The following is a 24,825-nucleotide window of genomic DNA, read 5'->3' as shown; positions in this document are numbered from 1 at the left end:
GCTGCGCTGGTCCACGCGCACGCCACAATACCAACTGTGCGAACCGCGGCAGCCACGATCAATCCGGCAAGCACAACGCCAAAGGTCCATCCTTAGCTGCCAAACGAGACCATCCAGGTTTGCTCGCCTTGGTCAATTTAGCCAACAAAACCTCGGACACGCAAACGCAGGCCGCCGTCTCTGAACCCAGCAAATCCCAGTTGACGGAGATGGAAGAAGCAGCAGAAGGAGGTGAAAACTCCGACGCTTGGTCCACGAAAGCCGCTGGATTGGCATAGGGCGCAGCTTCGCGATCGTGCCATTCGGGTTGCTGAGGGGCCGGGCAGCGGTTGTAGAGCCAGACGTCGCCGGAGATTGAGCCGCTCGCGTCGAGCCAATAGGCATAGGCGACCCGGCCGTCATCCTCGACCACGATCGTCGCTGAACCATCGGGTGAGACAAAATCGCGGAGAAAACCCTCGTTCAAGATCATGTCCCCTGGCGAGAATTGCAACTTTTCAGCCAGTCGCGGCGTGGTCGCCCGTAGTGGACGTAGGGCGGTTAACCGAAGGCGCAATCCGCCACCTTTTGCGTTGAAGGACGGCGGATTACGCTTCGCTAATCCGCCCTACCTTCCCCCCTCACCGAAACGCCGACACCACGATCGCCCCCACGATCGCCACCGTCAGCGTGTACTTCGCCGTGTAGTACACCGTCCGGTTCCACGCCTTCACCTTGCGCGTGGCCAGATGAAACTCATACAGCTTGCCGAACACCTTGTTCAGCACGCCGACGTGCTCGCCTTCGACGTTCTGCGTTGCTGAGGCCTTGACGATGTGGTGGCTGACCCAGCGGTTGATGGCGGTCATGGCGCCGTATTTCATCGGGCGCTCGACGTCGCAGAACAGGATGATGCGGTTGACATCGGTGGCGTTCTCGGCGCTGTGAATAAAAGTCTCGTCGAACATGAAGGCCTCGCCGTCGCGCCAGACGCAAGGCACGCCGTCGACCAGGATGCGGCACTTGTCGGAGTTCGGCGTCACCAGCCCCAGGTGATAGCGCAGCGAGCCGGCGAAGGGATCGCGGTGGGCGCCGAGCTTGCCGCCGGGCGGCAGCATCGCGAACATCGCGCCGTGCACGTTCGGGATGGAGTCGAGCAGCTCCACCGTCTTCGGGCACAGCGTGCGCGCCGACGGCAGGAAGTCGTCGTACCATTTCAGATAGAAGCGCTTCCAGCCGCTCTTGAAGAACGAGTAGAAGCCCCAGTCGTTGTTGGCGGCGGCGGCGCGGATGAAGCCCTCGTCGAACAGACGCACGGCCTCCTCGCGGATCTCCTGCCAGTTGTCGGTGAGCCTCGAGAGCTCTGGAAACTGCTCGACCGGGATGACCGGCGTGTTGGGCACGGCCGAGCCGGCATACATCAGCACATTGTAAGGGGCGAGATAGGTCGAGTGGTCGCCGAGCTGCCGGGCGAAGCGCAGCCGCTGCTTGCCGCGGAAGTGGACGTAGATGGTGGCCCCGATCAGGATGTAGAGGCCGATGAGCTGAGGCGCGAAGAGCTGTCTGAGCATGTCCGGTACCCATGATCCGGCCGCTCTGAGCGTGTTGCGCAGATATGTCGCCTTTTTGGCGATCGAAATGGTGCTCTGATGCCAGCCGCTAGAGCCCCAATTTAGCCGCAAGTGCGGCGGGCCGCATCATTCGCACGTCGGTTGCAGGCGGACATCCGGGTTGAAAGTTCTGCGCCGTGGCCCCGTTGCAACAGCCCCCCGGCCCCGGCTCGCGATCACGCTAGACCCGCGTCAGCTCCTGCAGGCCCTTGAACGTCAGCCGCTTGGGGTCCCGGACGCCGGCCAGATACATGCGGCGGATGAAGGCGGCCACCGCATCGCGGTCGCAGCCGGTCAGGACGACGATGGCATCCACCGCGGTCTTCTGGGCCTCCATGGGACTGGTCCTCCTGGCAATGCACCCGGCACGCGCAGGCTGTCACGATGCCGATTAACATCGCGTTAACCGTGCGGACGGCCGCCAGTTCCCATGCCGCGATTCCCGCCGCCGCTCCATACGCGAAACCGCGCAGGCCGGAGCGGCCGCCTGTCGCGCGCCGCGGCAGCGCCGCCGTCACACCATGAAGAAGTCCTCGGGCGCCCCGATCAGGCGGTCATCGCCGTGGGCCACGAGATTCCGCCGCATCGGGCGGACCGGCGGCGTGATGACCCGCCGCTCCAGTTCATTGGCGCCCGGCAACTGGTCAACGAAGCGGACGGCGAAGCCGTCGGGAAAATGCCGGATGACGCGGCCGATGCAGCTGCCCACCGCCAGCGGCGTGCCGATCTCCGGCTGGATCTCCGCCGAGACCGCGGCGCCCGACATCGAGGCATCGATCACGAAGCACGGGATGATGCTGCCGTCGGCGAGCGTCAGCGCCGAATGCGGCGAGTTGGGCACGAAGCGCGCGTCGCGGCGGGAATCGCGGATCGACGGATCCTTCTGCTTCTTCTCCAGCCAGACCAGCTTCTCGGCGAGCTTGGCGCGCTCGGCGCGCGTCATCTCCAGCTCGAGCAGAAAGCCGCCATGCACGGTGTCGCTGATCTCGCCTTCGAACTTGCCGAAATCGCGGAAATACGAGGTCAGGCGATCGCCGACCTTGCCGACGACGGGCACCTCGAGCAGCGCGCGAAACGGCGACACCCGCGTGGTGCGGCAGGCGAAGGATCGCAGCCGTCCTTCCGGGGAATACCAGTTCGGAAGCGTGTAGGACCCGACCGTCTGAATCCTGACCGCGCGCTGCTTCAGGAATCGAGCAACCGACATTGCACGTCTCCCCTCGCCCCCATGATGTCCCCGACGATGGCCCGGCCGCCGCCGCGGCACGATGCGCTAATTACAATTTCTGCGTGCATTTTAGGTCGTACTAAATCGAATTGGGCATGACCGCCGTGCCCGGACCGTGCGCGCAAATTGTTGAGGAAATCTGAATGTCGAGACGGAAATCCCGCTCAACGGAATCGTATGTCCAACCCGTTTCCGCTTTCTGAAGATGCGGCCCCGTCTGATTACGGTGCAGCACGGCATGCAGTGTCGGCATCGTCGCCCCCATGGAGAGTTCAGCGCGGATGTTTCGCGTGGCGCAGAGGCAAGTCGTGATCGGCCGATCCGCGCTGCCTCGCGCGACGGCACAACCTCGTCGACGGGGTCGTGTTCCTACGCTCGTGTTGTTAGCAAACGATTCAGCTTAACGAGATTCCCACTGAGGCGCGGCTGCAACTCATGATCTCATTCTGTCGCGCGCGCGCCGACGGATGCGTGCAGGCGCGCCGTGCGCAAATAGCTAACACATTCGCGGCGTTTCACTATTTGCACGCTAACAACCTGTTCACCACTTGCGCAATCGTTGCTTGATGCGGGTGCCGCGGCCCGCCGCGTTCAAGTCTGCTTATACCATTGGCGCTTAGTCGTTAGTGAGGGAGAACGGCTGTCAGTCGTCAGCGTGTTTGCTTCCGGTGTATGAGTAACAGAGTAGTCACGCGTATGATGACCGCACGCATCGTGGTGTTAACCATCGCTCTCGGCGCGGGCGGCGTTGCGGCCTATCTGGTCAGCAATTCCGACGGCCAGCGGCAGGCTCCGGTGGCGCCGGTCGTGCAGTTGCCGACGGTCGAGGTGCTGGTCGCCAAGACCGACATCGGGCTCGGACAGGCGATCAAGCCCGGCGACCTGATCTGGCAGACATGGCCGGAGGCTGCGAGCAACATCTTCATCCGGCGCGGCGACCGTCCCGAAGCGGCCAATCAGCTGGTCGGCACCATCGCCCGCTCGCCCTTCGTGATCGGCGAGCCGATCCGCGAGCAGAAGCTGGTGAAGGCCGACGGCTCCGGCTTCATGGCGGCGATCCTGCCCGCGGGCATGCGCGCGATCTCCACCGAGATCTCGCCCGAGACCGGCGCCGGCGGCTTCATCCTGCCGAACGACCGCGTCGACGTCATCCTGTCGAAGCGCGACAAGAATCCTGACAAGCCCGGCGCCGCCGACTTCGTCAGCTCCGAGATCATTCTCTCCAACGTCCGCGTGCTCGCGATCGACCAGGCACCGAAGGAGAAGGAAGGCCAGAACACCGTCGTCGGCAAGACGGTGACGCTCGAGCTCAGACCCGAGCAGGCCGAGACCCTGGCGCGCGCGCGCCAAGCCGGCTCGCTGGCGCTGGCGCTGCGCAGCATCGCCGACGTGAACGCAGCCGACGGCAACAAGACCGAGGCACAGCAACAGCAGCAGCAGATGGCGCGACGGGGCAGCGCCATCGAGATCATTCGCTATGGGATCACGAGCTCGCTCACGGCGCAGAAGTGATCGAAAGGACGTGGAAGATGATGGGTGGGCATCAACGCGCAACGTTCGGGACGTGGGTCGTCCGCGCGCTATCGACATCGGCCGTGATCGGGCTTGCGCTCAATCCGGCGCTGACGCCGGTGAAGGCGGCTGACGACAGGCTGGAGACACCCGTGGTGTCGGTCGGCTCGTCGAAGATGCGCTTCCTCTCCCTCGGCATCGGCAAGTCCGTCGTCGTCGACTTCCCGCAGGACGTCAAGGACGTGCTGGTCGCCGATCCCAAGGTCGCCAACGCCGTCGTCCGTTCGGCCCGGCGCGCCTACATCATCGGCGCGGCGGTCGGCCAGACCAACGTGGTGTTCTTCGACGGCGAGGGACAGCAGGTCGCGGCCTACGACATCGCGATCAAGCGCGACCTCAACGGCGTGCGCCAGGCGCTGAGCCAGAGCATTCCCGGCGTGAAGATCGACGGCGTCGGCGAGGGCGTGATCCTGACCGGATCGGTGTCGAGCCCGGTCGAGGCGCAGCAGGCCGGCGAAATCGCCGCACGGCTGGTCGGCGGCGCCGACAAGGTGGTCAACTCGATCGTCGTGCGCGGCCGCGACCAGGTGATGCTGAAGGTCAACGTGTCGGAGGTCCGGCGCGAGATCGTCAAGCAGCTCGGCATCGATCTGAGCGCCAGCCTGAACTACGGCACCGCGGTGGTCAACTTCAACAACACCAACCCGTTCACCGCCTATGGCAAGTCGCTGGTCGGGACCAACGGCCTGTCCGCCACCGGCGGCGGCTTGTCGTCGGTCTCGGCGACGCTGCGCGCGATGGAGACGGCCGGTGTCGTCAAGACGCTGGCCGAGCCCAACCTGACCGCGATCTCCGGCGAATCCGCGACCTTCATCGCGGGCGGTGAATTCCCGATTCCCGGCGGCTATTCGTGCGATCCGACGACGCGGGTGTGCAGCACGTCGATCACCTACAAGAAGTTCGGCATCTCGCTCAACTTCACGCCCGTGGTGCTCGGCGAAGGCCGCATCAGCCTGCGGGTGATGACCGAGGTGTCGGAGCTGTCGAACGACAATGCGATCACGGTGTCCTATGCGCTGACCTCGGCCTCGACCTCGTCGGTGACGATCCCCGCGATCCGCACCCGCCGCGCCGAGACCACGGTCGAGATCCCCTCGGGCGGCTCGATGGCGATGGCCGGCCTGATCCAGAACCAGACCAAGCAGGCGATCAACGGCCTGCCCGGGCTCAATCAGCTGCCGGTGCTCGGCCAGTTGTTCCGTAGCCAGGACTACGTCAACAACGAGACCGAGCTGATGGTGATGGTGACGCCCTATGTGGTGCGCGCCGTCGCCCAGAAGGAGCTGTCGCGTCCGGACGACGGCTTTGCGCCGGCCACCGACTCGGAGTCGGCGCTGCTCGGCCGCATGAACCGGCTGTACGGCATCGCCGCCAAGGTCGACGCGGCCACGGGGCAGCCGGCCGGCTTCGGCTTCATCATCGACTGAGGTTGCGGGACGACGGGGGACGGGGGAACGATCATGTCGGCAACATCCACACCAGACGGCGGACGCACGCTGCGCCGGATCGGCGCCATCGCGGGGCTGGCGCTCACGCTCGGCGCCTGCAACGCCACCACCGGCGAGGTCGTCGCGACGATCCCGGACGACTACAGGATCCGCCATCCGATCGCGATCGAGGAAGGCCGGCAGTCGACCGTCGTCTTCATCGGCAGCGGACGCGGCGGCCTGACCTACCAGCAGCGCGTCGACGTCGCGGGTCTTGCGCGCTCATGGCTGCGCGAAGGCACCGGCGGGATCATGGCGGAGGTGCCGACGGGCACGTCGAACGCGCGCGCCGCGGCCGACGCCTATCGCGAGATCCGCGCCGTGCTGACCGCCGGCGGCGTTCCCGGGCACGCGATCACACTGCGCAACACCATGCCCGATGATCCGCGGCAGCTCGCCGTCATCCGGCTGAGCTATCCAAAGATCGCCGCCGTCGCCGGCCCCTGCGGGCTGTGGCCGGACGATCTCGGGCCGAACCTCGACAATCGCGGCTACAGCAGCAACCAGCACTATCAGAATTTCGGCTGCGCCACGCAGCGCAACCTCGCCGCGATGATCGACAACCCGGCCGATCTCGAGCAGCCGCGCTCGGAGATGGCCGCCTACACGCCGCGCCGTTCCGCTTTGTTCGAGAAGTACCGCAAGGGCGAATCGACGGCGGTGGCGTATCCGGAGTCCGACAAGGCCAAGCTCAGCGATACAGGCAAATGATCAACGCGTCCCGTCAGAGCCAGGATGAGCAGCCCGGCCCCACCGGCCCGGCCCTCGACGATCACATCGCGCCGGTGCCGCGCGTCTCGGTGCAGGCATTCTGCGAAACCGACCAGACCTCGTCCGCGATCCTCGCCGCCAGCCAGGACCGCCGGCTCGGCAAGGCGCACATCACGATCAAGGCGGGCGGCATGGGCCGCGCCATCGAGACCTATCATTCGCAGCCGACGCCGAACGTCATCGTGATCGAGACCAGGCCCGGCGGCGACATTCTCGGCGGCCTCGACGATCTCGCCAGCGTCTGCGATCCGGGCACCCGCGTGGTGCTGATCGGCAGCCCGGCCGACGGCGTCGCCTATCGCGAGCTGGTCCGGCGCGGCGTCAACGACTACGTCATCGGCCCGGTCGAGACCATCGACGTCATCCGCTCGGTCTGCAGCCTGTTCTCGGCCTCGGAGGCCGTGATCACCGGCCGCATCATCGCCGTGGTCGGCGCCAAGGGCGGCGTCGGCGCCTCCACCGTCGCCCACAACGTCGCCTGGAGCATGGCGCGCGACCTGACGCTGGATTCCGTCGTCATCGATCTCGACATGGCGTTCGGCACCGCGGGACTGGACTACAACCAGGATCCGCTGCAGGGCATCGCCAACGCCGTGTTCCAGCCCGACAGGCCGGATACGGCGCTGATGGAGCGCCTACTCGCCAAATGCACCGAAAATCTCAACCTGCTCGCCGCACCCGCGACCCTCGACCGCGTCTATGATTTCGGCGCCGACGCGTTCGACGCCATCTTCGACACCCTGCGCATGACCCAGCAATGCATCGTGCTCGACGTGCCGCACCAATGGTCGGCCTGGACGCGGCACGCGCTGATCAATGCCGACGACATCCTCGTGGTCGCCGAGCCCGATCTGGCGAACCTGCGCAACGCCAAGAACCTGCTCGGCGTGCTCAAGGCCTCGCGTCCCAACGACCGGCCGCCGCTGTACTGCCTGAACCAGGTCGGCATGCCCAAGCGGCCGGAGATCGACCTGAAGCGCTTCGCCAAGACGGTCGAGGCCGAGCCGGTCGCGATCATCCCGTTCGACTGCAAGCTGTTCGGCACCGCCGCCAACAACGGCCAGATGATCGCGGAGATCGCGGCGCTGAGCCGCACGCCAAAACTGTTCCAGGACATCGCCAACCGGCTGACGGGGCGGATCGACCACAAGCCGCAGCGCAGCTCGCTGCTGGCGCCGATCGCAAAGCTGCTCGGCGCGAAATAGCGCCTGAGATCATGATGCGATGCCACGGAATCGCATCATGATCTCATCTCTCTATTGAGCATGATTTCCGCGCAAACGCCTTCGGCGTTCGTCGCGAGGGAAAACCGGCTTTCCTAGTCGTCGGACCGGCTGAGCGCCCGCGCCAGCGCCTTGTCGGGCTCGCCGGCCACCGGACGGTCACGGCGCGGCGACAGCTCGCGCTGCGCGATCTTGCGGCGCTCCAGGATGCGCTTGACATAGGCGACGCTGGCGCTGGCCTGCTCCGGCGGCAGTCCTGATCGCGCGATGCTCTCGGCCTCGCTCATCCGGCCCTCCAGCCCGACGATGACGGCGAGGTTGGTCCTGACCCGCGGGCTGGCATCGGGATGCGCGCTCGCCTTGCGCAACTGCTCCTCGGCCTTCGGCAGCTCGTTCGTGAGCGCGTAGGAGAGACCGAGATTGGACAGCACGGACGGGTCGTCAGGGGCGATCTTCAGCGCCGTCATGTAGTATTGCCGGGCCTCCTCGTTGCGCCCCATCTGGTCGAGCGTGGCGCCCTGCGCCGACAGGATGCGCCAGTCGGGATCCTCGGGCGAATGCGCGCGGCTGAGCACGTCGAACGCCTGCTGGAAATTGCCGTTGTCGGCGAGCGCACGGCCATAGGCCGCAAGCAGCGTCCTGTTGCCGGGGCTTGCGATGCTCGCCTGCTCCAGCACGGCGACGGCCTGCGAGCGCTGGCCGGTGGCGCGCAGGGCGCTGCCATAGCGCAGCGCCACCTCGGGATCGTCGGGACTGGCGCGGAAGCGCTCGCGAAGCTGGTCGATCTCGGCGCGCGGGTCGGCGGCGGCAGCGCGGCTCTTTTCGGGATTGCCGCCCAGTGCCCCCGTGACCTCGCTGAGATCGGTGGTCTGGCAGGCGCCGAGACCGAGCAGCACGGCCGTGAACGACAGCGCGAACGCGGCCGGCCGGAGCAGAGGGAGAGAGCGGAGGGGCCGCGTACGCATGCAACTGAACTACTTCGGGACCAGATGATCTGCACGCTGGCAGATTAACCCTAAGGTCCCGTTAAGCGGGCGCGGCCGGCCCGCCTCAATCGATGAATTCGGCGCCGAACTCGCAGCCGATGCGCCAAGCCAGCCGGCACTTGCGCTGGTGGTCGGGCGCGAAGACGATGGTGAACTGCGGGGGAATCTCGACGAATTCGGCGATCACCTTGACGCCGCCGTCGGAAATATCCGTGACCGTGCAGTCGCGCGGCAGGCTGCCGTTGCCGTAGTGAATCTTCGCGATCCTCCTGCACAGCCGACGTTCACTCTTGCGACGGTTCGCCAACATCAACATTTCGACGTCTCACCCACTCGATCGTCCATTCCGGAGACCTCGTTTGTAGCGAGGAAACCTTGGGATCTGACTAGCGCCAAGCCCTGAAATCCAGGGGCCGGATTTGGATTTCGTTTACCCTCTGCATCCCTCAGCGGACCGGCAGCAGCACACGATCGAAATACGCCGACAGCCTCCTGACGTCGTCGAGTGGCAGGACGTCGGCGACATACTGATCGGGCCGCACGATCACGATGCAGCCCGCCGCGCGATCGATGCCGCGCATCGCAAAGATGTCCTGGCCGCTCTTCAGATCGGCACAGAACATCTTCTCGTAGTCGATGAGGCCGTAGCGCCCCTTGCGCGGCAGCAGCAGCTCCGGCATTCGTTCGAGCGCGAGCTCGCGATGCCCCTGCTGGAACACCGCGCGCAGATCGATCACGGAGTCGATGTCGGCGCCCGCCGGGGTGTGGCGGCGCAGGGGTGAGGCGGAATCCTCGCTGAGGAATGTGCATAGGCGGCGGATCGCGGACCCCGGCGCGGCCGGATCCTCTGCCTCCGCGAAGGCGAAGATGCGGAAGCGGCCGTCGGCCTGGACGACGTGGCCGAGCTGCACCGGCTTGGCGTCGCCGAGCCGGATGACCGGCGCCGAGTGAAAGCGCTTGCCGATGACGAAGCCTGTGGCGAGCGGCTGGAAGGTGTCGTCGCCGGTGAGGACGGAGGGCCGATAGTGCGTGGCGGTGCCCGCCGTGTAGCGGCCGTGACGCACGAAATAGTCCTGCGTCTTGGCCGCATCGGCGCCGCCCTGCTTGGCGGCGGAGGCGAGAATTCCTGCCCATTCGCGATCGAAATCGATCAGCTCCTGGGCGATGGCCCGCCGCTCGGCTGAATAGCTGTGCAGGAGCTCCGGCGCGCAGCGCTCGCCCAGCACGGCGGCGAGCTTCCAGCCGAGATTGAACGTGTCCTGCATCGAGACGTTCATGCCCTGCCCCGCCTTCGGGCTGTGCGTGTGGCAGGCGTCACCGGCGATGAAGACGCGCGGCAGCCGCGTTGCGACCTCCGCCTCCGGCACGTCGTCGAACTTGTCGGTGATGCGCTGGCCAATCTCGTAGACCGACCACCACGCGACCTCCTTCACCTGAAGCGTATATGGCGCGAGAATGCGCTGCGCCTTGGCGATCACTTCGTCGACGGTGATGTTGCGGCCCGCCACGCGCTCGCCGACCTCAAGCTTGGCAAGCTCGACATACAGCCGGACGAGATAGCCGCCCTCGCGCGGGATCACCAGCAGGCTACCGTCCTTGGAGGACTGGATCAGCGACTTGAAGCGGATGTCGGGAAAATCGGTGACGGCGAGCACGTCCATCACGCCCCAGGCGTGATTGGCGGAATCGCCGTGCAGCTCGCGGCCGATCGCCTTGCGCACGATGCTGCGTGCACCGTCACAGCCGACCACGTAGCGCGCCTTGATGGTCTCGACCTGGCCTTCATGCTCCGGATCGATGCGGTCGAAGCTGACGGTCACGCCGTGTGCGTCATTGCCTGCGGACGGATCGATATGAAGGTCCCGCAGCCGCCGGGCGTAGTGCGGCTCGAGCTTCGCGGCCGAACGGCGCATCACGTCCAGGAAGAAGTCGTGCACGCGGGCCTGGTTGAGCACGACATGCGGCATCTCCGACAGGCCATCCTCCACGTCCTGCACGCGGCCGCTGCGCGCAATATGCGCGCGGTTGGCGTCATCGGGCTTCCAGAACGTGGTCTCGTTGATCCAGCAGGCTTCCCTCAGCACTTTCTCGGCGAAGCCATAGGCCTGGAACATCTCCATGGTGCGGCAGGCGATGCCGTCGGCCTGGCCGAGCAGCAGCCGGCCGGGCTTCTGCTCGACGATGCAGATCTTGATGTCGGGGAACGCCGAGAGCTGGGCGGCGAGATTGAGGCCCGCCGGGCCGCAGCCGACGATGAGGACGTCGGCCTCGGCCGGCAGCGGGCTGCTCGCGCCGGCGCTCGCGACACGTTTGGCCGTGTCGAAGATTTCGGGATCGCCCGGCTGGAAGCCATTGAGATGAAACTGCACGTGACCACCCTCCCTCGCTGTTCCTTATTGATCAGTATGCTGATCATCAGTATGCTTGTCAAGCTGGTGACAGGAGATTCGGATTGACCGAGATGCGGGACATGCCGGGGCACCTGGCGCGCCGGTTTCAGCAGATCGCCGTGGCGGTGTTTCTGGCGGAGGTGGAAGCGGCCGGCTTCGACCTGACGCCGGTGCAATATGCGGCGCTGGCGGCGATCGCGGCCAACCCGGCGATCGACCAGATCACGCTCGCTGGCCTGATCGCCTATGACCGCACCACGATCACCGGCGTGATCGACCGGCTCGCACAGAAAGGCCTCGTTGTCCGCCGAGCGAGCGCGCGCGACCGCCGGTCACGGGAGCTGTTGATCACCGATGAGGGGAAAAGGACGCTGGAGGCGATCACGCCGGCGGTCGAGGCCGCGCAGCGGCTGATGGTGCGCGGCCTCAGCGCGGCCGAGGCGAACGAGCTGGTGCGCCTGATGCGCAAGGCGATCGCCGCCGCCAACGACCTCAGCCGCGCGCCGCTGCGGGAGGGGGCGGCGGAGGAGCGGTGAAGGTTGCTCCTGCTCCACCCCACCATGCGCACGGTCGCGCCCGATAAGAACTGACGCTGACACCGTCGTTGCGGCCATCCTTCGAGACGCCCGCCTGCGGCGGGCTCCTCAGGATGAGGATCGAGTGCGTGGCGAAATCCTCTGCGGTGGCGAGATGTTTCCCCTCATGGTGAGGAGGCGCGAAGCGCCGTGTCGAACCATGAGGCCCGAGATCGCGCCGACGATCCGACGGAGCGCCCTGCCCTCACGAATACCGCATCACGCCATCGTCGACCTTGCCGAAGCGCAGGGAGACGATATCGAGGGCGTAGTTCTGGTACAGCCGCCACGGCCGCTTCGAGCCTTGTTTCGGCAGATCGGCGACCGAGCGCTGCACATAGCCGGAGCTGAAGCTCAGCGACGGCAGCGGCGTGACGGTGGCGTCGTCATTGTGCGGCACGCATTGGCGGTAGCCGTGCCGGTCCATGTAGTTGAGGAGCCGGCAGACATATTCGCAGGTAAGGTCGCATTTCAGCGTCCACGACGCGTTGGTGTAGCCGAGCGTCGCCGCCAGGTTCGGCACGTCGGAATACATCATGCCCTTGTAGTTGAGCGTCTTGGCGAAATCGACGGTGCGGCCGTCCACGACGACCTCGAGGCCGCCGAGCACCTGCAGCACCAGGCCGGTCGCGGTGACCACGACATCGGCCTCGATCTCGCGGCCGTCGGTGAGGCGCAGGCCGCGCTCGGTGAAGGTCTCGATCCCGGCCGTCACGACCGAGGCACGCTGCTCGCGAATGGTCTTGAACAGGTCGCCGTCCGGCACCAGGCACAACCGCTGGTCCCACGGGTTGTAGCGCGGCGTGAAATGGGTGGCGACGTCGTAATCGGGACCCAGCGCGGCGCGCACCCCGCCCAGGATCAGCTGCTTGACCCGCTGCGGCTTGCGCCGGCTGAGCTGGAAGAAATACATCCCGAACAGCACGTTGCGCCAGCGGATCAGGTGATAGGCGAGAGCAGCGGGCAGATGCCGGCGGAGCTTGTTGGCGAGCGCGTCCTGCGCGGGGCGCGACACCACATAGGTCGGCGAGCGCTGCAGCATCGTCACATGCGCGGCGGACTTGGCCATCGCCGGCACCAATGTGACCGCGGTCGCGCCGGAGCCGATCACGACGACGCGCTTGCCGGCATAGTCGAGGTCCTCAGGCCAGGCCTGCGGATGCACGATGCGGCCCTTGAAATCGGCCATGCCCTTGAAGTCCGGCAGGTAGCCCTTTTCGTAGCGGTAGTAGCCGGAGCACATGAACAGGAAGCCTGAGGTCATCCGCACGGTCTCGACCGTGCCCTGCTCCGTCCGGCGCTCGGCCTCGACGGTCCAGCATGCGTCCGCGCTCGACCACGACGCACGCCGGACCCGATGGTTGAACCGGATGTGGCGGTCGATGCCGTTCTCGGTCGCGGTGTCCTGGACATATTTCAGGATCTGCGGCCCGTCGGCGATCGCCTTCGGATCTGTCCACGGCTTGAACGAATAGCCAAGCGTGTACATGTCGCTGTCGGAGCGGATGCCGGGATAGCGGAACAGGTCCCATGTGCCGCCGATCGCGCCCCGCCCCTCCAGGATCGCGAAGCGCTTGCCCGGGCACTTGTGCTGCAGATGATAGGCGGCGGCGATGCCGGACAGCCCGGCGCCGACGATCAGCACGTCGACATGCTCTGTTGACATACGGTGTTCCTGGCGTTTCCTGGTGCAGCTTTCTTGCTCTGGCTGCGGACAGTCGCAACCCGGCCCGTCGCTGTCAAATCGCCGGCGCATTCGTCGTCGGTCAACCCTCCTCCGCTATCAGCGGGAAACACCCTCGATACGGATCTGGCGATGAACGCTCCCCACCCGCGCGACGACAGGCCCGGCGACAATGACGGCCCCGGCGGCAGTGGCGCGCCGTCACAGCGCATCGCCCTGGGCTTCTCGCTGTTCGCAATCGGGCTCGCAGCCTGGTCGCTCTTCCCGAGCTTTCCGGCCGGCCAGCTGATCGCGGTCGTCACCGTCATTCCGCTGCTGGCGCTCGTCCTCACCTTGCGCTTTCCCGGGCGGTTCCGCATCGGCCTCGGCTCCGGCTACGGCGCCAATCTCGGCACCGGTTGCATCGTGGCGGCCGGCACGCTCGCCGCGCGCACGCTGTCGGACGTCAATCTCGTCAGCTGGCTGCCGCTGACGGCCTTCGCGGCCGCGGTCGCGATCATTTTCCTCATCGTCGCCGCGCGGTTCGAAACCCAGCTCCGCCGGCGCGGCTGGCGGCTGCTGCTCGCTGCCGTCTTCGTTGCCGCCTATGCGTTCGGAGCGCTCGGCCAGTTCAACACCGCGCTCGACCGCTCGGCGCCGGCGCTGCTGCGCAGCCGCGTGCTCGCCAAGCATCTCGGCCATAGCCGGCTTGCGACCTACCAGGTGACGCTGGAGCCGTGGGGGCCGTTTGCGGGAGCCACCGATGCACATGTTGCGCAGGCGCTGTACGAAAGGTTGCAGCCGGGCGACACCGTGTGCCTTCGCCTGCACGACGGCGCCTTCCGCATGGCGTGGTTCACGGTGGCGGCGTGCCGGTGAGGCGTCGCCTGCCGTCCAAGTTGCGCGGACGAGCGACGCTGCGTATGTCTAGGAAAGGATCGTAGCCCGCATGAGCGCAGCGACATGCGGGGTCTCACGCGCAATCTCGATGAACCCGGATGTCGCTGCGCTCATCCGGGCTCCGACCGTGAACGGCCTCGCATGACCGACTTCCTGCCTCGCCCTTTCGCCGTCGATCATCCCGACGTGCTGGAGCTCGACATCACGGCGCTCGACGCACGGCCGGGCGCGGTGCTCCTGGCGCGCTCGCCATTCTATCCCGGTGGCGGCGGCCAATTGCCGGACCGTGGCACGATCGCGTGGAATGGCATCGTTCGCGACGTCGTGGGCTTCGAGCCGACCGCTGCCGGCATCTGGCACCTGATCCGGGACGACGCCATCCCCGACGGGGTGATCGAGCTGCAGGTCGATCCGGCGTTCCGGCAGCGCATGAGCGAGCAGCACACGGTGGCGCATCTCGTCAACAGCGCCGTCTACACCCAGTTCGACGGCGCGCTGCTGACCGGCGTCCGCATGACCGAGACCGACGAATTCAGCGTCGACTTCGACCTGCCCAAGGTGGCGCCGGAGCAGCTCCGTGCGGTGGAAGACGCGGTGAATGCCGCGATCTCGGACGATCGTCCGGTGCGTGCTTTCGACATGCCCTATGACGACGCGCAGGCGACCGCGGGACTGTTCCGTGCCAAATCGGTCGCACCGCCGCGCCAGGCCGACGGCCTGATCCGCATCGTCGACATCGACGGCCTCGACCGCCAGGCCTGCGGCGGCACGCATCTGGTCTCGACGGCACAGGCACGGCGGATTCGTATTCTCAAGGTTGATAACAAAGGCCGGCAGAATCGGCGCTTCAGGATCGGGTGGGCAGCGCGTAGAGCGGATGAGTGAAGCAACATCCGGGCTCTCACGCGCTGTCCTGGCGAACCCGCATGTCGCTGCGCTCATCGGGCTACGCAACTGCCTTGGGTTTCCATGGGCTGGACGATCACGTTGAACCCTTCGTCCGCCGTCGGCGCCACGAAGTAGCTCGTGAACAGGTCGAACTCCTCGTCGGTCACGGTGAAGGCGTGGCGGCCTTCTGCGTTGCGGGCGCGCAGCCGCGCCTTGCAGACCTCGTCGGGCACGTCGAGATGGTGCAGCTGGTGCGGCACGCCCGCTGCCTCGAACAGGCCGCGCATCCAGGCGCGGCTCGCCGGCGTGTTGGCGGGAAAGTCGAGCACGACCGAAACGCCGGCCCGCAGCAGTGCGACGACATGCGGCCCCATCACGCTGCGCAGCCGTGACGAATTGCGCACGTAGTCCGCCAGGGTGCTCTGCTCGCCGGGATAGAGCCGCGCCAGCCAGTCGTCCTCGGCGATCACGACGTTGCCTGGGAGCTGGCCCAGCGCGGCGGTCAGCGTCGATTTGCCGGCAGCGATCTTGCCGCACACGAGGTGCAGCGTGGCAGGATGAGAAGACATGGAGGGACCTCGCATACGGCGCCGCTTCGGACGCCAACAGCATTCACAGGCAATTCTCGCAGGCGGAAGCGCCCGGCCCGACGGATCAGGCCGGGTCGGTAATTCGGCTGCTCGGTGCAGCGCCTGCGACGTGAATGCGGAAGGTCATGAGGATGTATTTGACAGTTGTTGGCGACGGTGTCCAGGCCCGGTCTCATCGGTCGCTCGAGACCGCTTCGCGATTGAGTTCGACTCGCAGGACGCGTCGATCAGCATTTCACGCCCGCTGCGGCTCGCGACTGAGTTGAAGCTACTTCACTGTGGCCGAATTGATCCACTGCGACGGGAGAAGACGACATCGCACATACTCCATTGCCATTGCGATGCCCGCTCCTGTAGGTCATTCCAAGGGACGGGAGCGTCAGCCGGTGGCTCGTCAGGGGCGTCAACGACAAGGCATCGCATCAGGACGACGTGAGGCGCGCATGCGCTCAGCGCGGCGGCGCGCAGCGCTGTCGCGGCTCGGCGGCGCTCTCGTCTGGTTTGCGGCATGGGCCCTGATCTTCCAGTCCGCGCTGGCGCTCTCCGCGATGAGCGCTGCGGTTGCGGCTCCCGACGCCGTCGCCATCATCTGTCAGAGCTCCACCGACGGTCCGACGTCGGACGACATCGGCACTGCGGCCAAGCAATGCGCGAGCTGTCCGTTCTGTGCGCTCGGGCGCGGCGTCACCGTCCCGCACGTACCCGCCGTGGCGCGGCCGATGCAGATGGTCGTGGCGATCCTGATCGAGCGGACCGACCTCGTTGCGGCACCCCGGCCTGCGCTCGAACTGCCGGTCGCTCGCGGACCACCGGCGGCCGTCTAGGCCGACACTCCAGACATCTCATCCCGTCACGATGCGGCCGGTCTCGTCGGCGCGCGCTGTAGGCTGCCGTCCGGCGGCCGCCGCAGCGTGCCCGCAGCCGCCTCGTCGCGACATGTTCACGAGGCCACGGCGCGCTCGCCGCCAGGCGCCTCTCCCATTCCTATTCCGAGATCCCATCATGGACCATTGTTCGACACCCGTCCGGCGGGGGTTGCTCCGCTCAACCACCGTGCTGACATCGCCGGCGCTGCTGGCATTCGCCGTTTCGAGCCCCGTGCTCGCACAGGACCCATCGCAGGCTCGCTCCGGCACCACGTTGCCGCAGGTGACGGTCACTGTCCCGCAGCCCCGCCCGGCCGCCCGAACGGCAGTCCGCCGCAGGGGCGCACATGCGGCGACGATCAATCCGGCAGTTGCGCCACCGCCGCAGGCGGCCTCATCCGACGGCGTCGCCACGCCTCCCGGCGCCACTTCGGTTGCGCCGGGTGACATCCTGGCGAAGCGGGCCACCACGAGCGACACGGCTGCGCTGTTTGCCGATGTGCCCGGCGTCAGCCTCTATTCGGCCGGCGGAGTCTCGAGCCTGCCAGCGATCCATGGCCTCGCCGACGACCGCCTGCGTATCAAGGTCGACGGCATGGACACCATCGCCTCGTGTCCCAATCACATGAACCCGGCGCTGTCCTACATCGATCCGGCCCAGGTCGCCGCGGCCAAGGTCTGGGCGGGCATCACGCCCGTGAGCGTCGGCGGCGACTCGATCGGCGGCACCGTCGCGGTCAACTCGCCGGCGGCCCTGTTCGCGGCGCCGGGGCAGAGCCTGCTGACCAAAGGCAGCATCGGCACGTTCTACCGCAGCAACGGCAACGTGCGCGGCGTCAACCTGTCGGCCACCATGGCCACCGAGAACTACAGCGTCAGCTACAGCGGCGCTGCGGTCAAGGCAGACAACTATACGGCCGGCGGCAACTTCAAGAACTTCACCCTGAGGAGCTCGATCACGCCGGTGCTTCCCCTCGATCAGGTCGGCTCATCCGCCTACGAGACCAGGAATCATCTGATGGGCGTCGCCTGGAGCAAGGACGGCCAGCTCATCGAGCTGAAGGCGGGGGTGCAGGAGGTCCCCTATCAGCTCTATCCGAACCAGCGCATGGACATGCTGGGCAACGATGCCTACAGCGTCAACCTGCACCATCTTGGCCGGTTCGACTGGGGCGATCTGGACACCCGCCTCTACCATCAGTCCGTCGATCACTACATGAACTTCGGCGGTGATCGGCTGTTCTCGTATGGCACGCTGAAGCCGCCGAACACGACGGGAGCAAGCTATCCGGTCAACGGCATGCCGATGTATACGCGCACCAAAACCAACGGCCTGACCTCCAAGGCCGACATCACGCTGTCGCCCCGCGACGTGGTCCGCGTCGGCGTCGATCTGCAGACCTACCGTCTCGACGACTGGTGGCCGCCGGCCCCCGATTGCGGCGTCGGCAACTGCATCGGCGGCATGGCGCCGCTGACGTTCTGGAACATCAACGGCGGCAAGCGCGACCGGGCCGGCGTGTTCAGCGAGTGGGAGGCGAAGTGGAGCCCGTCCTGGCTGTCGCTGCTGGGCGTGCGGTTCGAGCGCGTCGAGACCGATACCGGGCCGGTCGTCGGCTACAACACCAGCACCACGCCGCTGACATCGGGGTTCATGTCCGGCATGTACGAGACGAGCTCGGTCGGCTCCCGCGCGGCGTTCAACGCCATGGATCGCTCGCGAAAGGACAACAATATCGACCTGACGGCGCTGTTCCGGAACACGCCGAGCGCCCATCTCACCTTCGAGTTCGGCGCGATGCAAGAGACCCGGTCGCCAAATCTGTACGAACGCTATTCCTGGTCGCGCAACACCATGGCGCTGGAGATGAACAACTTCGTCGGCGACGGCAACGGCTATCTCGGAAACCCCGATCTGAGACCCGAGGTCGCCCATACCGTGAGCTTCACCGGCGCCTGGCACAGCGCCGACCATGAGGCCGAGCTTCGGCTCACCCCCTACTACACCCATGTGCGCGACTACATCGACGCGGTGCAGTGGAAGGCCGCCACCAACACCGCTGCCGTGCCTGCCGTCGCCAACCAGTTCGTGATCATGAAGTACATGAACCAGCCGGCACGGCTGTACGGCTTCGATCTGTCCGGCAAGGTGCCGCTGGGCAGCACGCCGGTCGGCGATTTCGGCCTGAAGGGAGTCCTGAGCTACACCAACGGCAGGAACCTCGACACCGGAAGCGGCCTCTACAACATCATGCCGATCAACGGCAAGCTGACGCTCACGCACCGGCTCGACGGCTGGGACAGCGGCCTCGAGCTGGTGATGGTGGGCCGCAAGTCCGACGTCTCCGTCGCGCGCAACGAGCTGAAGACCCCGGGCTACAGCCTGGTCAACCTGCGCAGCAACTACACCTGGCAGAAGCTGCGCATCAGCTTCGGCGTCGAGAACCTGTTCAACAAGCTCTACTACCTGCCGCTCGGCGGCGCCTATATTGGCGAGGGCGCATCGATGTCGTTCAACAAGGAGGCCGGGACCGTCGCTGCCACCGGCGGCGGCGTATCGGGCACCGCGACGATGTGGGGCACCGCCGTTCCCGGTCCCGGACGCTCGTTCTATCTGGGGGCGAACCTGGAATTCTGACGCCGGTATTCGCAGCACTGCCCTGTCCCGCAAGCGGGACAGGGCGAGAGCGGGCGCCAGACGACGACAGCGTCGCGACCAGCTGCACGAGCGAGACGTAACGTCGCGCATCGCGCCATCTGCGATTCTCGGCCGAAATCGCGGCCCTCACGAACTTGGAAAAGCTCTAAGAGCGATTCCAGCCGCCGCTCCGTTGACACATCGGGGCGGTTGCCGTCTCCACTGATCCCACGATGCATCGTATTTGAATTTGCTCATTGGAGGGATTGATGAGACTGACCATCGCAGCCGTGCTCGGTGCCGCACTCGCCGGCTTCGCCATCTCGCCGGCTCTGGCCGACGGCTACAAGGACTGCACCAAGCTCGACAAGGCCCAGTGGAAGCCGGCGGCCGAGGCGGAAGCCAAGGCGAAGGAAGCGGGCTACGAGGTGCGCCGCTCGAAGGTCGAGGGCTCCTGCTACGAGGTCTACGGCGTCAAGGGCGGCAAGCTGTATGAGCTGTTCTACAGCCCCGAGGATCTCAGCCTGAAGCACACGATCGCCAAGTAGTTGGCGCAAGCGTCGTCCAGCATGCTGGACGACGTGACGTGAGAGCCATGCACGGCAAAGCCCCCAGAGCCAGCCTGAAACGCCAGGACATCGCCGACACCGTGCAGGTCTGGGACCTGCCGCTGCGGCTGTGGCATTGGATGCTGGCCGTGCTGGTGCTCATCGCCTGGGTGACGCCGAACGTCCATGACGGGCTGCACCGGATTGCGGGCTACGCGATCCTCGGCCTGCTCGCCTTTCGCCTGATCTGGGGCATCATCGGCACCCGCCATTCGCGCTTCCGCAGTCTCCGTGCCCGGCTGCGCGCGACGCCGGCCTACCTGTGGAATCTGCGGCGCGGCAGGACCGGGCGCTATCTCGGGCTGAATCCCGCCGGCACGGCGATGCAGCTCGCATTGCTGCTTCTGCTGATCGTCTCCGCGGTGACCGGCGCGATGCAGGTGACCGTACGGTTCTTCGGCGTCTGGTGGGTCGAGGACACCCACGAGGTGACGTCCTATCTGCTGATCCCGCTGGTGGTGCTGCATGTCGCCGGCGTCGTGCTGGTGAGCCGCCTGCAGCACGAGAATCTCGCATGCTCCATGCTGACCGGACGCAAGCTGCTGCGGCGAACGATGCAGCGTGGGCAGCAGTCCAGCGCAAGAGTGGACTCATAAGCGACACACGGAACTCACAATCGCGCACCGTTGCGCTGATGTCACAGTTCCCGCAAAAGCTGCCCGCCACGGGCGTCGTGTTATTGCACCTCGCCGCCAAGCGCCGAACAATCGCAGGTATCGGATACCTGACCGCCCCTCACCAGCAGGGGCTCGGATTTTGGGGAGACCGGATGATGAGCTCGCAGCAGCTTCTGACGCGTGCGTTGTGTCGGTCCGTTGTCCTGGCAGCTTGTGCGGCGGCTTGGCCCGCGGCCGCCGCCGAGATCGAGGCGGCGACGCCGCCCATCGTCGCGGAGCCGATCGCGACGTCGCCGCAGCCGACCGCAGCCGAGCCTGCGCTGACGACCGCGTCGATCACCCCATCGGCCGTCCTGCCCGCGGACGAACAGGCCGCGCACGACGCGGCAACCGAACCGCCCCGGCCCACCGTCGCCAGCGCCGACCGCATCGAGATCCTCGACGAGTGCCCCGACATCGATGCCTGCATCGACCGCTATCTGTTCGCGCTGTATGAGCGCGCGCCGAAGCTCGACAAGATCCGGGAGACCGAGCGCCGCGTCGTCACGGTCAAGCGCAAGGGCCGCATGGTGAAGGTGACGCGCGCGTTCACCAAGCTCGTCGACAATGACTTCACCTGGAAGGATCCGAAGGCGGCCGACCGCGTCGGCCGCAGCATGATGGAGTATGTGATCGGCGGCATGGACCGCGGCTTCAAGCTGAAGCTGTTTCATACCCTGCACGCCGCCGAGGCCGCGGGTCTCGCGCCGGGCATCACCAGCGGATTCCGCGACGATTATCGGCAGGAGATCGCGAGCGGGCTGAAGGCGGCCAGCAATCGCTCCTATCACGGCGGCAGCCTGCGCGGCGGCTACGGCCATGGCCTCGCGGCTGACATCGTCAGCGTCAACGGCGCGACGCGCGCGCAGCGCTGGGTCGCGACCGAGGCGCTGTGGAAATGGGTCGACGCCAACGGCAAGACGTTCGGCATCGGCCGGCCCTATCTCGACCGCGACCCGCCGCATGTCGGCCCGGTCGACGGCGAGGAATATGCCAAGCATCGCGCGCCGGCCGTGAAGGTTGCGGCGGCGGAGACGAACAAGCGCAAGCGGATCGCCGCGCGACCGGAGCATCACGCGGCCAAGCGCGCGAAGGCGGTCCGGGCGTCGGCGCTGGCGTCGCGGCGGACGGGGTGATCGTCTCGTTCGCTACAGGTGGTAGCCGGTCATCGATGTCGTAGAGCGCGCCACTACCTCCGTCATTGCGAGGAGCGAAGCAATCCAGAGTCCCGCCCACGACTCTGGATTGCTTCGCTTCGCTCGCAATGACGGCGCCCCACTGCCGCACCGTCAATGACTCAGGCAAAAGGCCGGGGCAATGCCCCGGCCTTCGTCGTCTCGCCGCGCGTCGCGCCGGAACTCAGTAGCGGTAGTGGTCCGACTTGAATGGGCCTTCCGGCTTGACGCCGATATACGAAGCCTGGTCGGGACGCAGCTTGGTAAGGGTCACGCCGATCTTGGCGAGATGCAGCATCGCCACCTTCTCGTCCAGCGACTTCGGCAGCACGTAGACTTCCTTCTTGTACTTGCCGTCCTTGTTGTTGGCGTAAAGCTCGATCTGCGCCAGGGTCTGGTTGGTGAAGGACGCCGACATCACGAAGGACGGGTGGCCCATCGCATTGCCGAGGTTCACGAGGCGGCCTTCGGACAGCAGGATCATGCGCTTGCCGTCGGGGAAGGTGATCTCGTCGACCTGCGGCTTGATGTTGGTCCACTTCAGGTTCTTCAGCGAGGCGACCTGGATCTCGTTGTCGAAATGGCCGATGTTGCAGACGATGGCGCGATCCTTCATCGCGCGCATGTGCTCGATGGTGATGATGTCCTTGTTGCCGGTGGCGGTCACGAAGATGTCGGCGCGCGGCGCGGCGTCCTCCATCGTGACGACCTCATAGCCCTCCATCGCCGCCTGCAGAGCGCAGATCGGGTCGATCTCGGAGACCATGACGCGGCAGCCGGCCTGGCGCAGCGAGGCGGCCGAGCCCTTGCCGACGTCGCCGAAGCCCGCGACCATCGCGACCTTGCCCGACATCATCACGTCGGTGCCGCGGCGGATGCCGTCGACCAGCGACTCGCGGCAGCCATAGAGGTTGTCGAACTTCGACTTGGTGACGCTGTCGTTGACGTTGATCGCGGGCCACAGCAGCGTGCCGGCCTTCTGCATGTCGTACAGGCGATGCACGCCCGTGGTGGTCTCCTCCGAGACGCCCTTGATCGACTTGGCGATCTCGGCGAAGTAGCCCTTCGGCTTCTCCTTGAGCTGCTTCTTCAGCAGCGCGAAGAACACCTCCTCCTCCTCGGAGGCCGGCTTGTCGAGGAACGCCGCGTCGCCGTTCTCGGCGCGCAGGCCGAGATGGACGTACATGGTGGCGTCGCCGCCGTCATCGAGGATCATGTTGGGATGGCCGCCGCCATGCCAGTCGAACAGTTTTGCGGTGTAGTCCCAGTAGTCGACCAGCGTCTCGCCCTTGACGGCGAACACCGGAATGCCGGCGGCGGCGATCGCGGCGGCCGCGTGGTCCTGGGTCGAATAGATGTTGCAGGAGACCCAGCGGATGTCGGCGCCGAGCGCCTTCAGCGTCTCGATCAGGACCGCGGTCTGGATGGTCATGTGCAGCGAGCCTGCGATGCGCGCGCCCTTCAGCGGCTGCTTCGGGCCATACTCCTCGCGCGTCGCCATCAGGCCGGGCATCTCGGTCTCAGCGAGCGAGATCTCCTTGCGGCCGAACTCGGCGAGCGACATGTCCTTGACGATGTAGTCGGTAAAACCTGGCTTGGCGGTCATGTGGGGTCCCTGGTCGGATGAATTCGAACTGGTCGTAACGAATGAGATAGACGCGTCGAGGCGCAGTCCAGATCACTCTCCCCGTTGCTCACGGGGAGAGGCAACGGCGGCCTCCTGCCGCCGTCTTCAATCTGACGACACCGATGCGAGACATCGGCTGTCATCTCTGCCCGCGCGCGGGGAGAGATGACGTATGAATCACACCGCGCGCTTGAACGATTCGGCGAGGTCGGTCTTCTCCCAGGAGAAGCCGCCCTCGTTGTCCGGCGTGCGGCCGAAATGGCCGTAGGACGAGGTGCGCGCGTAGATCGGACGGTTGAGGTCGAGGTGGCTGCGGATGCCGCGCGGGGTGAGATCCATCACCTCGGCCGCGATCTTCTCGAGCCGATCCTCGGGCACCTTGCCGGTGCCATGGGTGTCGATATAGATCGAGAGCGGGCGCGCCACGCCGATCGCGTAGGCAAGCTGCAGCGTGCAGCGGTCAGCAAGACCTGCGGCGACGATGTTCTTGGCGACGTAACGCGCGGCATAGGCGGCGGAACGATCGACCTTGGTCGGATCCTTGCCCGAGAAGGCGCCGCCGCCATGCGGGGCCGCGCCACCATAGGTGTCGACGATGATCTTGCGGCCGGTGAGGCCAGCGTCGCCGTCGGGACCGCCGATGAAGAACTTGCCGGTCGGATTGATGTGCCAGATCGTCTTGGGGGTGATCCAGCCTTCCGGCAGCGCCTTGCGCACGTAAGGCTCGACCCGCTCCCGCACCTGCTCCGAGGTCATATCCTCGACCAGATGCTGGTGCGACACCACGATCTCGCGGACGCCGACCGGCTTGCCGTTCTCATACTGCACGGTCACCTGGCTCTTGGAGTCCGGACCGAGCACCTTCTCGACCCCGGAGTGACGAGCCTCCGAGATCAGACGCAGGATCTTGTGGGCGTAGAAGATCGGCGCCGGCATCAGATCTGGAGTCTCGTTGGTGGCGTAACCGAACATGATGCCCTGGTCGCCCGCGCCCTCTTCCTTGCGCTCGCCCGGCTGCAGCGCATCGACGCCCTGCGCGATGTCGGCGGACTGCGGGTGCAGCAGGATCTCGATGTCGCAGGTCTTCCAGTGGAAGCCTTGCTGCTCGTAGCCGATGTCCTTGATGGCCTCGCGGACGACGTGCTCGATGTGGTCGTTGGTGACCGAGGCCGGGCCGCGGGTCTCGCCGGCGATCACGACCTTGTTGGTGGTGGCGAGCGTCTCGCAGGCGGCGCGGATCTGCCAGGGGTCGATGCCGGCCTTCGGCCCTTCACGGTAGAACAGGTCGACGATCTCGTCGGAAATACGGTCGCAGACCTTGTCCGGATGGCCCTCGGACACCGACTCCGAGGTGAACAGATAAGACGCGCGCATCAAGCAACCCCTTCTTTGC

Annotated in this window: 23 protein-coding genes; 12 read left to right on the top strand and 11 right to left on the bottom strand. The window is 66.2% G+C overall.

Going from position 1 to position 24,825, the window contains the following annotated elements; translation table 11 throughout:
- Positions 1 to 58: 58 nt before the first annotated feature.
- The 4 genes from ACQR10_RS09260 to ACQR10_RS09245 all read right to left on the bottom strand — a co-directional run bounded on the left by ACQR10_RS09260 (position 59) and on the right by ACQR10_RS09245 (position 2,796).
- A complete protein-coding gene (locus ACQR10_RS09260) occupies positions 59 to 472 on the bottom strand; it encodes a hypothetical protein (RefSeq protein WP_316216888.1) in 414 nt (137 codons plus the stop codon).
- Positions 473 to 620: 148 nt separating this feature from the next.
- Positions 621 to 1,550: an aspartyl/asparaginyl beta-hydroxylase domain-containing protein gene (locus tag ACQR10_RS09255; protein WP_434886434.1), complete on the bottom strand. Its 930-nt coding sequence runs from the start codon at positions 1,548 to 1,550 to the stop codon at positions 621 to 623.
- 220 nt (positions 1,551 to 1,770) lie between these two features.
- A complete protein-coding gene (locus tag ACQR10_RS09250) occupies positions 1,771 to 1,926 on the bottom strand; it encodes a hypothetical protein (RefSeq protein ID WP_316180128.1) in 156 nt (51 codons plus the stop codon).
- Between the two features lie 177 nt (positions 1,927 to 2,103).
- A complete protein-coding gene (locus tag ACQR10_RS09245; protein ID WP_434863755.1) occupies positions 2,104 to 2,796 on the bottom strand; it encodes a PilZ domain-containing protein in 693 nt (230 codons plus the stop codon).
- A gap of 717 nt (positions 2,797 to 3,513) precedes the next feature.
- Between ACQR10_RS09245 and cpaB the strand changes: the two genes are divergently transcribed.
- Genes cpaB through ACQR10_RS09225 form a run of 4 tightly spaced genes read left to right on the top strand, consistent with a single transcriptional unit; the run spans position 3,514 to position 7,852 of the window.
- Positions 3,514 to 4,329, top strand: a complete 816-nt coding sequence (gene cpaB / locus ACQR10_RS09240; protein WP_315712864.1) for a Flp pilus assembly protein CpaB — start codon at positions 3,514 to 3,516, stop codon at positions 4,327 to 4,329.
- 17 nt (positions 4,330 to 4,346) lie between these two features.
- The gene (locus ACQR10_RS09235; RefSeq protein ID WP_315803524.1) at positions 4,347 to 5,816 is read left to right on the top strand and encodes a type II and III secretion system protein family protein; all 1,470 of its coding nucleotides are present in this window, start codon (positions 4,347 to 4,349) and stop codon (positions 5,814 to 5,816) included.
- A 33-nt stretch (positions 5,817 to 5,849) separates the two neighbouring features.
- Positions 5,850 to 6,587 (top strand): CpaD family pilus assembly protein, encoded by a 738-nt coding sequence (locus tag ACQR10_RS09230; RefSeq protein WP_434899542.1) that lies wholly within the window; start codon positions 5,850 to 5,852, stop codon positions 6,585 to 6,587.
- Positions 6,584 to 7,852, top strand: a complete 1,269-nt coding sequence (locus tag ACQR10_RS09225; RefSeq protein ID WP_434899541.1) for an AAA family ATPase — start codon at positions 6,584 to 6,586, stop codon at positions 7,850 to 7,852. Before ACQR10_RS09230 ends, ACQR10_RS09225 begins: the two co-directional genes overlap by 4 nt.
- Positions 7,853 to 7,965: 113 nt before the next feature.
- Here the strand turns inward: ACQR10_RS09225 and ACQR10_RS09220 are convergent, their stop codons facing one another.
- From ACQR10_RS09220 to ACQR10_RS09210, 3 genes are all read right to left on the bottom strand, one after another.
- Entirely contained in the window at positions 7,966 to 8,835 is an 870-nt protein-coding gene (locus ACQR10_RS09220; RefSeq protein WP_315803527.1) for a tetratricopeptide repeat protein, read from the bottom strand.
- A gap of 85 nt (positions 8,836 to 8,920) precedes the next feature.
- On the bottom strand, positions 8,921 to 9,166 hold the full coding sequence (locus ACQR10_RS09215; RefSeq protein ID WP_315712872.1) for a PilZ domain-containing protein: 246 nt from the start codon (positions 9,164 to 9,166) through the stop codon (positions 8,921 to 8,923).
- A 136-nt stretch (positions 9,167 to 9,302) separates the two neighbouring features.
- A complete protein-coding gene (locus ACQR10_RS09210; protein WP_434899540.1) occupies positions 9,303 to 11,225 on the bottom strand; it encodes an FAD-binding monooxygenase in 1,923 nt (640 codons plus the stop codon).
- A 101-nt stretch (positions 11,226 to 11,326) separates the two neighbouring features.
- Between ACQR10_RS09210 and ACQR10_RS09205 the strand changes: the two genes are divergently transcribed.
- On the top strand, positions 11,327 to 11,782 hold the full coding sequence (locus tag ACQR10_RS09205) for a MarR family winged helix-turn-helix transcriptional regulator (RefSeq protein ID WP_315803789.1): 456 nt from the start codon (positions 11,327 to 11,329) through the stop codon (positions 11,780 to 11,782).
- Between the two features lie 244 nt (positions 11,783 to 12,026).
- Here ACQR10_RS09205 and ACQR10_RS09200 read toward each other — a convergent pair whose 3' ends face one another.
- Positions 12,027 to 13,487 carry a flavin-containing monooxygenase gene (locus ACQR10_RS09200; protein ID WP_316180118.1) on the bottom strand — a complete coding sequence of 487 codons (1,461 nt, stop codon included), beginning with the start codon at positions 13,485 to 13,487 and terminating at the stop codon, positions 12,027 to 12,029.
- Between the two features lie 150 nt (positions 13,488 to 13,637).
- Between ACQR10_RS09200 and ACQR10_RS09195 the strand changes: the two genes are divergently transcribed.
- Positions 13,638 to 14,363, top strand: coding sequence for a hypothetical protein (locus ACQR10_RS09195; RefSeq protein ID WP_434911918.1), 726 nt, complete (start codon positions 13,638 to 13,640; stop codon positions 14,361 to 14,363).
- A gap of 162 nt (positions 14,364 to 14,525) precedes the next feature.
- Positions 14,526 to 15,269 (top strand): alanyl-tRNA editing protein, encoded by a 744-nt coding sequence (locus ACQR10_RS09190; RefSeq protein WP_316216895.1) that lies wholly within the window; start codon positions 14,526 to 14,528, stop codon positions 15,267 to 15,269.
- Positions 15,270 to 15,322: 53 nt separating this feature from the next.
- Here the strand turns inward: ACQR10_RS09190 and ACQR10_RS09185 are convergent, their stop codons facing one another.
- Positions 15,323 to 15,841, bottom strand: a complete 519-nt coding sequence (locus tag ACQR10_RS09185) for an AAA family ATPase (RefSeq protein WP_316216896.1) — start codon at positions 15,839 to 15,841, stop codon at positions 15,323 to 15,325.
- Positions 15,842 to 16,305: 464 nt separating this feature from the next.
- Here ACQR10_RS09185 and ACQR10_RS09180 point away from each other — a divergent pair, with 464 nt between their 5' ends.
- The 5 genes from ACQR10_RS09180 to ACQR10_RS09160 all read left to right on the top strand — a co-directional run bounded on the left by ACQR10_RS09180 (position 16,306) and on the right by ACQR10_RS09160 (position 21,766).
- Positions 16,306 to 16,686 carry a hypothetical protein gene (locus ACQR10_RS09180; RefSeq protein ID WP_316216897.1) on the top strand — a complete coding sequence of 127 codons (381 nt, stop codon included), beginning with the start codon at positions 16,306 to 16,308 and terminating at the stop codon, positions 16,684 to 16,686.
- 178 nt (positions 16,687 to 16,864) lie between these two features.
- The gene (locus ACQR10_RS09175; RefSeq protein ID WP_434911917.1) at positions 16,865 to 19,366 is read left to right on the top strand and encodes a TonB-dependent receptor; all 2,502 of its coding nucleotides are present in this window, start codon (positions 16,865 to 16,867) and stop codon (positions 19,364 to 19,366) included.
- A 269-nt stretch (positions 19,367 to 19,635) separates the two neighbouring features.
- Positions 19,636 to 19,914 (top strand): PepSY domain-containing protein, encoded by a 279-nt coding sequence (locus tag ACQR10_RS09170; RefSeq protein WP_315768752.1) that lies wholly within the window; start codon positions 19,636 to 19,638, stop codon positions 19,912 to 19,914.
- Positions 19,915 to 19,961: 47 nt separating this feature from the next.
- Positions 19,962 to 20,570, top strand: coding sequence for a cytochrome b/b6 domain-containing protein (locus tag ACQR10_RS09165; protein WP_316216899.1), 609 nt, complete (start codon positions 19,962 to 19,964; stop codon positions 20,568 to 20,570).
- Positions 20,571 to 20,743: 173 nt separating this feature from the next.
- Positions 20,744 to 21,766: a hypothetical protein gene (locus ACQR10_RS09160; protein ID WP_316216900.1), complete on the top strand. Its 1,023-nt coding sequence runs from the start codon at positions 20,744 to 20,746 to the stop codon at positions 21,764 to 21,766.
- Positions 21,767 to 21,989: 223 nt separating this feature from the next.
- Here ACQR10_RS09160 and ahcY read toward each other — a convergent pair whose 3' ends face one another.
- The gene (gene ahcY, locus ACQR10_RS09155) at positions 21,990 to 23,411 is read right to left on the bottom strand and encodes an adenosylhomocysteinase (protein ID WP_316216901.1); all 1,422 of its coding nucleotides are present in this window, start codon (positions 23,409 to 23,411) and stop codon (positions 21,990 to 21,992) included.
- A gap of 198 nt (positions 23,412 to 23,609) precedes the next feature.
- Positions 23,610 to 24,806 carry a methionine adenosyltransferase gene (gene metK / locus ACQR10_RS09150; protein ID WP_316216902.1) on the bottom strand — a complete coding sequence of 399 codons (1,197 nt, stop codon included), beginning with the start codon at positions 24,804 to 24,806 and terminating at the stop codon, positions 23,610 to 23,612.
- Positions 24,807 to 24,825 lie beyond the last annotated feature (19 nt).

This window comes from Bradyrhizobium sp. HKCCYLRH2060, assembly GCF_051168135.1.
Lineage (GTDB): Bacteria > Pseudomonadota > Alphaproteobacteria > Rhizobiales > Xanthobacteraceae > Bradyrhizobium.
This window is presented reverse-complemented; position numbering and strand designations above follow the sequence as displayed.